A 2,176-nucleotide genomic window follows, 5' to 3' on the forward strand; every position below is an offset into this window, starting at 1 on the left:
TGTGGCGGGATCACCGATCCCGTTCGATTGGAGTGTGAAATGGCCTTCCATAACCCGTTCATCAAGGACGGATTGATCAAGTTCCCCGACAACGGGAGCCTGGTCAAGCACGTCGAACGATGGGCGAGAGTTCGTGGGGACAAGGTCGCTTATCGCTTCGTCGACTTCTCCACCGAGCGTGACGGTGTCGTCCGGGACCTGAGCTGGGCCGTGTTCGGCAAGCGCAACAAGGCCGTCGGCGCGCGGTTGCAGCAGGTCACCCAGCCAGGCGACCGAGTCGCCATTCTCTGTCCGCAGAACCTCGAATACCTCATCGCATTCTTCGGCACGCTGTACTCCGGGCGCATCGCGGTGCCGCTGTTCGATCCGGCTGAGCCCGGCCACGTCGGTCGCCTGCACGCGGTCCTCGACGACTGCCAGCCGACCGCGATCCTGACCACCACCGAGTCCGCCGAAGGTGTGCGGAAGTTCTTCCGAAGCCGTCCGGCCAAGGAGAGGCCACGGGTGATCGCTGTGGACGCGGTGCCCGACGAGGTCGGCGCCACCTGGGAGCCGGTCGACGTCCAGCCCGACACCATCGCCTACCTGCAGTACACCTCCGGTTCGACGCGGATCCCGACCGGCGTGCAGATCACCCACCTGAACCTCGCGACCAACGTCGTCCAGGTCATCGAGGCGCTGTCCGCCGAAGAGGGTGACCGAGGTGTCTCGTGGCTGCCGTTCTTCCATGACATGGGTCTGATCACGGTTCTGCTGCCCACGGTGATCGGCCATTACATCTCGTTCATGACCCCGGCGGCCTTCGTTCGACGGCCCGGCCGCTGGATCCGCGAGATGGCGCGCAAGCCCGACGACACCGGCGGCGTGATCTCGGTGGCGCCGAACTTCGCGTTCGACCATGCCGCCGTGCGCGGGCTGCCCAAGGAGGGTGAGCCGCCGCTGGACCTGTCCAACGTCAAGGCGCTGCTCAACGGCAGCGAGCCGATCTCGGCGGCGACAGTGCGCAATTTCAACGACGCGTTCGGTCCCTACGGCTTCCGCCCGCAGGCGATCAAGCCGTCCTACGGTCTGGCCGAGGCCACGTTGTTCGTCTCCTCGACCCATATCGACCAGTCGCCGCGGATCATCTCCGTCGACCGCGAGCAGCTCAACAACCATCGTTTCGTCGAGGTGCCCGCGGGCTCGGACAAGGCCGTCGCCCAGGCGTCGGCCGGGGTCGTCGGGCTGGCGGAATGGGCGGTCATCGTCGATGCCGAGTCGGCCTCGGAGTTGCCGGACGGTCAGATCGGCGAGATCTGGATCAGCGGGCAGAACATGGGAACCGGCTACTGGGGCAAGCCCGAGGAGACGGTCTCCACCTTCCAGAACATCCTCAAGTCGCGCACCAGCCCGTCGCACGCCACCGGCGCCCCCGACGACGCGACCTGGGTGCGCACCGGGGACTACGGTGCGTTCCACGACGGCGAGCTCTACATCACCGGTCGCGTCAAGGACCTGGTGATCATCGATGGCCGCAACCACTACCCCCAGGATCTCGAGTACTCCGCGCAGGAGTCCACCAAGGCGCTGCGGACCGGATTCGTCGCCGCGTTCTCGGTGCCGGCCAACCAGCTTCCGGACGAGGTCTTCGACGACAGCCACGCCGGTCTCAAACGCGACCCCGACGACACCTCTGAACAACTCGTCATCGTCGGTGAGCGGGCACCGGGCGCACACAAACTGGACATGGGCCCGATCTCCGACGACATCCGCGCCGCGATCGCGGTGCGGCACGGAGTGACGGTGCGTGACGTGCTGCTGACCCCGGCCGGCGCGATCCCGAGGACATCGAGCGGCAAGATCGGCCGGCGCGCCTGCCGCTCGGCCTACCTGGACGGCAGCCTGCGCAGCGGCAGGGTCGCCAATGCCTTCCCCGACGAGTCGGACTGACGCTCAACTACAGCAACGACAACGGCGGCTCACGGCCGCGTGTCGATCGTGAGGTTATGTGACATGACGCAACCACAAGATGATGCCGGCAATGCGCCGGCTACCGGCGGCGACGTCGGTATGACCGTCAACGAGATGCGCGAGTGGCTGCGCAACTGGATCGGCAACGCCACCGGGCAGTCGCCCGAGGCGATCAACGAGTCGACACCGATGGTCGAACTGGGCTTGTCGTCCCGCGACGCGGTAG

At 66.5% G+C, this 2,176-nt stretch carries 2 protein-coding genes; both read left to right on the forward strand.

Annotated features, from left to right (window positions below; translation table 11 throughout):
- Positions 1-39 precede the first annotated feature (39 nt).
- Positions 40-1,929 carry a long-chain-fatty-acid--AMP ligase FadD32 gene (gene fadD32, locus WA944_RS01865; RefSeq protein ID WP_526374189.1) on the forward strand — a complete coding sequence of 630 codons (1,890 nt, stop codon included), beginning with the start codon at positions 40-42 and terminating at the stop codon, positions 1,927-1,929.
- A gap of 63 nt (positions 1,930-1,992) precedes the next feature.
- On the forward strand, positions 1,993-2,176 hold a 184-nt coding region (locus WA944_RS01870), incomplete at its 3' end, for a hypothetical protein (protein ID WP_526374188.1).

This window comes from Mycobacterium sp. (assembly GCF_049683355.1).
Classification (GTDB): Bacteria; Actinomycetota; Actinomycetes; order Mycobacteriales; family Mycobacteriaceae; genus Mycobacterium.